The organism is Helicobacter equorum, assembly GCF_900198655.1.
Taxonomy (GTDB): domain Bacteria; phylum Campylobacterota; class Campylobacteria; order Campylobacterales; family Helicobacteraceae; genus Helicobacter_F; species Helicobacter_F equorum.
This window is the reverse complement of sequence record NZ_FZPO01000034.1, coordinates 1-6,650: the sequence shown is the minus strand read 5'-3', so window position 1 is coordinate 6,650 and position 6,650 is coordinate 1. Positions and strand designations below refer to the sequence as shown.

Annotated in this window: 8 protein-coding genes; 2 read left to right on the top strand and 6 right to left on the bottom strand. The window is 39.7% G+C overall.

Translation table 11 applies throughout. From position 1 onward, the window contains the following. Together lepB and folD are read right to left on the bottom strand one after the other, a co-directional pair. On the bottom strand, positions 1–401 hold a 401-nt coding region (gene lepB, locus C6H22_RS06015), incomplete at its 3' end, for a signal peptidase I (protein ID WP_104694428.1). Then, positions 398–1,258: a bifunctional methylenetetrahydrofolate dehydrogenase/methenyltetrahydrofolate cyclohydrolase FolD gene (folD, locus tag C6H22_RS06010; protein ID WP_104694427.1), complete on the bottom strand. Its 861-nt coding sequence runs from the start codon at positions 1,256–1,258 to the stop codon at positions 398–400. The genes folD and lepB, both read right to left, overlap by 4 nt. 314 nt (positions 1,259–1,572) lie before the next feature. On the opposite strand from folD, the gene C6H22_RS06005 reads away from it, so the two are divergent. Continuing rightward, positions 1,573–1,839, top strand: coding sequence for a c-type cytochrome (locus C6H22_RS06005; protein WP_104694429.1), 267 nt, complete (start codon positions 1,573–1,575; stop codon positions 1,837–1,839). On the opposite strand, the gene C6H22_RS06000 is transcribed toward C6H22_RS06005, so the two are convergent. From C6H22_RS06000 to C6H22_RS05985, 4 genes are read right to left on the bottom strand one after another with little or no spacing between them, the layout of a single operon-like run. Then, positions 1,828–3,432, bottom strand: a complete 1,605-nt coding sequence (locus C6H22_RS06000) for an ATP-binding cassette domain-containing protein (RefSeq protein WP_104694426.1) — start codon at positions 3,430–3,432, stop codon at positions 1,828–1,830. The two genes, C6H22_RS06005 and C6H22_RS06000, sit on opposite strands and share 12 nt — an antisense overlap. Continuing rightward, the gene (locus C6H22_RS05995; RefSeq protein WP_104694425.1) at positions 3,425–4,021 is read right to left on the bottom strand and encodes a UbiX family flavin prenyltransferase; all 597 of its coding nucleotides are present in this window, start codon (positions 4,019–4,021) and stop codon (positions 3,425–3,427) included. The genes C6H22_RS06000 and C6H22_RS05995 overlap by 8 nt, the downstream gene beginning before the upstream one ends. Further along, on the bottom strand, positions 4,018–4,959 hold the full coding sequence (gene flgA, locus C6H22_RS05990; RefSeq protein WP_104694424.1) for a flagellar basal body P-ring formation chaperone FlgA: 942 nt from the start codon (positions 4,957–4,959) through the stop codon (positions 4,018–4,020). The genes C6H22_RS05995 and flgA overlap by 4 nt, the downstream gene beginning before the upstream one ends. Further along, positions 4,943–5,740 carry a hypothetical protein gene (locus C6H22_RS05985; protein WP_104694423.1) on the bottom strand — a complete coding sequence of 266 codons (798 nt, stop codon included), beginning with the start codon at positions 5,738–5,740 and terminating at the stop codon, positions 4,943–4,945. The genes flgA and C6H22_RS05985 overlap by 17 nt, the downstream gene beginning before the upstream one ends. A gap of 107 nt (positions 5,741–5,847) precedes the next feature. Between C6H22_RS05985 and C6H22_RS05980 the strand changes: the two genes are divergently transcribed. Then, entirely contained in the window at positions 5,848–6,618 is a 771-nt protein-coding gene (locus tag C6H22_RS05980) for a tRNA 2-thiocytidine biosynthesis TtcA family protein (protein WP_104694422.1), read from the top strand. The last annotated feature ends 32 nt before the right edge of the window (positions 6,619–6,650 follow it).

The window sequence follows — 6,650 nt, the reverse complement described above, 5'->3', positions numbered from 1 at the left end:
CCAGCATCTCCATTGTTTGGACGTAAATAATAGCCATCTTGTGCAAAAATCACTTCATCACCACCTACACCAAATACACGCTTTACATAATATGTGCTTTGCTCGTGAGGTGGAATAAATACTACTATTTCTCCTCGCTTTGGACGCTCTCCCTCGATTAAATGCCCATTGCCATTAAAATCCGGTACAATCGGTGTATTCAACCAAGGAAGGCGTGGTGTAGGAATACCATAGCTAAATTTCTTGACGACGAGTAAATCACCTTCAAAAAATGTCCCGACCATCGATCGCGTAGGGATAATAAAACCCTGTGCGATAAAAAAAATCACAAAAAACACAATAATAATCGCCCCACTCCAACTTGACGAAAAGGCTCGCCACCATTGCCAAAGCCCTCTCATATCCCTGTTCCTTTATGCGTATCAAAATGTATCTGTTTAGCGGCTTTAAGAGTGTTTTGTAATAAAGAGGCAATTGTCATCGGACCAACTCCTCCAGGCACAGGAGTAATAGCAGAAGTTTTTTTGGCGACATTGGCAAAATCCACGTCGCCTACCAACGCGCCTGAATCCAGGCGATTAATCCCTATATCTATCACTACTGCATCTTGGCGTATCATAGATTCTGTAATGAGATTGACTTTGCCCACACCAACACACACTATATCCGCCCTACTCGTGTATCGTGCCACATCTTTTGTGAAAATATGACATATGCTCACACTCGCTCCAGCATTGAGCATTAAAGTTGCTAGTGGTCTGCCTACGATATTGCTCGCACCAACGATAACAACATCTTTACCACGCACACCAATTTGATAGGATTCAAGCAAACTCATCACGCCTAATGGCGTAGCAGGGACAAAGCCATCAAGATTGGTATTTAAACGCCCAACATTATAAGGATGAAAACCATCGACATCTTTGTATGGTGCGATAGATTCTAAAATCACAGAAGTATTTATATGTTTTGGGAGAGGTAGCTGCACCAAAATCCCATGAATCTTTGGATCTACATTAAGTGTAGTAATAAGTGCCAAAAGCTCATTTTGTGTGCAAGTTTGAGGAAGTTCGTGTTTGCAAGAAAGAAATCCCACATTTTGACACGCCCGCTCTTTCATATTGACATACGCCCTACTTGGTGCGTCATCGCCTACAAGCACGACCGCCAATCCCGGCTTTATATCCAATGTCGCGCATTCCTTGATAATATTTTGTTGGATTGCATCACTTAAGCTCTTTCCATCTAAAAGTATCACTGCTTTCCTTTGTGGAGTTTTTAATTTTTCGTATATTATAATATTTTGGATTAAAAAACTATGTTTTGGTGGTGCTAATGAAAAAAATTATATTTCTGTGTGTCTTGGCAATACTTCCATGTGCATATATTATCGCCGTGGATAACACCTCACAACCAACACCCACGAAGGACACAAACTCTCATACCCCTACAGATACAAACATAGATTCTATACAAACACAAAATACAGAATCTTTACAAACGCTTGACACACAAGATTCACTAGCACAACCTCAAGAATCCCACGCACCAGAATTTGATAATGAAGGTTTTATCACTTTTAAGGAATATGGGAAAAATCTCTATGAAAATCCTCGTGGGATAGGCTGTCATCACTGCCATGGGCAAAAAGGCGAGGGAAGTATCATCGCACACTACACACACAAAGGTAATGCTAAAACTTTGAGTGCGCCTGCTATCAACAAGCTTGAGTTTAGCGTTTTTGCTAAAGCTCTAGATTCACAAAAGATCGGTGTTATGCCTCGCTACTACCTCACGCAAAAAGAAATCCAAGCAATTTACTTTTATCTATATGAATAAATTTCTTGAAGTATATGTAGCTCTTAAAAGTTGTTTAAAATACGCACTTTTTGGCATTGCAAACACTTCTTTACTTGCACCACTCTCTTGAATATACCCATCTTTTAACACAATAAGTGTATGACTAAGAAATCGCAAAATATCCAAATCATGCGTAATAAAAATCAAACTCATATCTAAGTCTTTTTGCAAATACACCAAAAGCTCTAGAATCTGCTTTTGTGTGCTTTTATCAAGCGCACTTGTGGGTTCATCAAGCAACAAAATACTAGGCTTTAGTGCCAAGGCTCTAGCAATGCACACACGTTGCCTTTGTCCGCCACTAAGCGTGTGTGGATAGCGTGTTGCAAAGCTTTCATCTAAGCCCACGCTCTTTAGTGCTTCATATACGCCTTGCATACCTTGTGTATGCCCATAATGATAGGCGATACCTTCTGCAATACTATCACCCACACGCATTCTAGGATTTAATGACGCAAATGGATCTTGAAAAATTACGCCAAGTTTGGCGCACAAAGAAAAATATTCCTCTTTGCTAAAATTCCTTACATCCTTGCCAAAAAAGCGTATTTCTCCACGATGTGCCATAAGTCGCACAATCGCTAAGCCCAAGCTACTTTTACCAGATCCGGATTCACCAGCTATACCTAAAATCTCGCCTTTATGTAGCCTAAGATTCACATCATGCGTGATACACACAGGTGCATTACGCCAAAATTTACGCCTAAAAGCTATGGCGCTAAAATGTTGCATTTGTAGCACCTCGGTAGATTCATATGCTTTTGGTACAAGCGTAGAAAAATCTAGCGCGTCTAAAAGATCCTTAGTATAAGATTCTTTAGCATTGCTAAAAATCTCTTGCGTTGTATTAGATTCTATAACCTTTCCACACTGCATAACCATAATGCGATCCGCAATTTGTGCCACCGCACCCAAATCGTGTGTGATAAGCATAATCGCACTCTCTTTTGCAAGCGTGGCTAAAAGCTCTAGAATCTGCTTTTGCATCAGCATATCAAGTGCCGTTGTAGGTTCATCGCAAATAAGAATCTGTGGATTATTAATAATGCTCATAGCAATCAAAGCACGCTGCCTCTGTCCGCCACTAAGCGTGTGTGGATAGCGTGATGCAAAGCTTTCATCTAAGCCCACGCTTTGCAACACTTCACAAAGCCTTTGCTTGCACAAAGCTCTAGAAGCCTTAGGATTATGCAACATAAATGTTTCTAGAATCTGTGTGCCAATTTTTTGGACAGGATTTAGAGCGCTAAGCGGATCTTGAGGAATATAGGCGATATGTTTACCCCTTAGTGCACACCACGCCCTCTTATCTAATGTGCTTAAGTCCTCTCCATTAAAAAATACCTTATTCTTTGGTATGTATCCATACAACCCCAAAATGCTCTGTGCCAAAAGACTTTTTCCCGATCCAGATTCACCCACAATAGCTAAAATCTCGTTCGCATGTAGGGTAAATGTAATATCACTAAGCCTAAAACTCTCACTCACCAATAAAGAAAAATTACACACCTCTAAAAGCTTTGGTTTTGTGTTTTCTTGTGAGGGTGATATACTTTTTTGCGATTTAAACATGATTATTTCCACCCCAAGGAGTAAAAAGCGTATGTGGTATGCCAAGCACATCATACCATTTGCCTACAAAAAACCTCTCCATATCTTCCAAACTTTGCACACCACCATAGTATCCCACAATAGGTGAAGCGATACACACTCCAAGATGTGAAAGTTTTGACATATTATCCAATGCAATCGCACTTAGTGGCATTTCTCGCACTGCCAAAAGTAACTTACGCCCTTCTTTTAACATAACATTAGCACTCCTTGTGATAAGCGTGTCACCAATACCCATAGCAATTTTTGCTACCACATCACAACTTGCAGGAATAATGCACATCGCCTCCATACGCGAACTCCCAGAGGCTATACACTCATGCAATGCATTATCACTAAATATTGTGAGATTATGCATGCGTGCTTGAGATATGCACTCATGAAGCGTTTGTGTAAAATGTTTGGATTCACTAGTATACACACGCTTTGCGCCATTACTTATAACTACATATACACAAATATCACTAGGCAAATGTCGCACAAACTCTACGCCCAAATGCACACCACTTGCTCCAGTGATACCTACAACTATTTTTTTAGGATAACTCATAATACAACACCTTGATTTTTGCCAATAATCTTTATTTTTAGAATCTTTTTACTTTCACTTGCTCTAGCCTCTATCACTTCACCAAAGCTCCCGCTTTGCAACGCCTCTAGCTGCGTATGCAAACTAAATCCACCACCCACACTCTCCACAAATACGACTTCACCTTTTTTGACAAGAATAAGTGGTCGTAACTTATCCTTTGTAAGCAATGTACCCTTAGGCAAATAACTCTTTGCACTCCCAAATGCTACCTCGCTCTCACATACAGGCAAAGATCCGAGTTTTTGAAATGCGATGGTTTTAGATTCTGTATGATCTTGTATGCTCTCTTGTGTACTAAGAGCTTTTGTGGTATACAATGCCTTCAAGTGTGCCGTTATTTCATACACAAAGAAAATTTTAGAATCTTTGGTGCGCACCACAAGCACTCCACTAGACTTTTTAAATGCTGCTTGCTTGCCAAAAAGCTCAAACTCTGCATCTACCAAAGCCTCGCTTAGATTCTGAAATTGCCTATCATCTTGCAAACGCACTTCAATAGAATCTATCACAAAGGCATTTGGACAAATAGCATCAAAATACTGCGTATAAAGCCGTCTAATCGCCTCTTTTGGTTTTTGCAAATCCATAGAAGCGCGGTAGTTAAACTCAACATCACTATGTGGCGTGTGCAATACAAAACCTTGTCGCTTAAAAATCGCTGCAACCTCGTATGAACGCATTTTAAAACTAAAGCTTTGTTGCGGAAAATTTGCAATAAAAAAAGATTTTGGAATCTCTGAAAAAAGGTGCGTGGAGAGAATCTGTGTGTGCGAAAGTGTGTAGGTTGGTGCAAGTGTGTATTCTTTGGGCGCAACAAAATAATTCCCTATCTCTTCACTTGCCAATACCCCACACACACTCATAACATAAAGCAAGATTCTAAAACACATAGGCATACCCAAGATTCATAGAAAGAATCTGTTGAAAAATGATAGGATTTGTATCGCCCCCAATGAGTGAATCTTTACCCTCACGCACATCGGTTAATCGCCGAAACATTAGATCAATGCGGTGCTTACTTCTAAACACATAGCCAAAGCCTAGCCCCAACGCAACTTTATTGCCTCCTATGAAGCTATCCTCACCATTACTTTGCAATCCTGTTGTGCTTGTATGATTCCACACGGAGCTAAACCCAATATATGGCACATATGCTAAATCCACAATCACGCTTAACATATGATCATAGCTTTGACCAAAGTTTGTATCAAGCATGATACTAACTCCTGCGTTATATGTTTCAATCTCATAAGTTCGGGTATATCCATTCGTGCCATATTCTACATTAGTAGTGGGTTTTGCATACTCACCATAAAGACGGAAACCCACATAAGGATTAGAAAAATATGTATAGCCCACTCTTGCATTAAAACCAGCACTTGCAGGGTATTTTTCATCATAGAGTGCTGGTGTGGTGGTATCGGTACGCACCACAGGAATAAGATTTACCCCAAAACCCACAAATATGCCACTTTTTGCTTTGGCAATGTCTTTCCATTCAATAGTAGGTTTGCTAAAAAGTTTTGCGTAATCAAGCGGTTTTTTGCCCTCTAATGTAGGTTTTATATATTGCACACTTTGTGGCTTACTTGCAAGAGATCGCAACAATTCTTCATCATCGCTTTGCGCACCATACCCCATTACCACACAAAGCACAATCACCCAAACTTTACCCACAATCCTAACCTTACATTGCCAAATTTTTTTGGTATTATAGCAAACTTGCCTAAAAAGTTTTAAGAATATGCTACACTTGTGCCTTGCATTTTTATTTACAAAGGGTTATGATGAGTATACCTACCATTAGTAAAAAGATTCTCTCTATCGTAGGCAAAACCAATGCCCAATACAATCTTATTCAAGAACATGATAGGGTGCTTTTGGGATTAAGTGGTGGCAAAGATTCTATTTTACTTGCCACCATTTTAGCCCATATGCGTGCCCACGCACCATTTAAATTTGAATTCAAAGCAATTACTGTAGATTATGGACGTGGTGGCGAATATGAATACATCATAGAATACTGCCAAAAACTCAATATTCCATATGAGCTTTATCGCACCGACATTTATAGAATCTTAGAAGATCATAAACGCGAGGGAAGCGTGTATTGTAGCTTTTGTTCGCGTATGCGTAGAGGTGCGCTTTATACAAAAGCATTGGAGGGTGGATTTAATAAACTAGCCCTTGCTCATCACCTTGATGATGCGGCAGAAAGCTTTTTTATGAATCTCACATATAATGGTGCCTTGCGTTCTATGCCTCCAAAATATAGAGCACAAAATGGCTTAGGCGTGATTAGACCACTGATTTTTGTGCGTGAGCGACAAATTATTGATTTTATCGCACACAACAATATCTATATCGCGCCTGATTGCAACTGCCCTATAAACTGGCTAGATAATGACAAACGCCCATTTGCACGTGCACATACAAAAGAATTCCTCGCACAACTAGAATCTAAAAATGCCGATTTTTTCAAATCTCTGAAAAATGCCTTTACGCATTTACATGCCAATAGTTTTTGTGATGATCGGTTTTTAGATGAGCTTTGAAAAAACAAAAACTCAAGCTATAATTACAGACT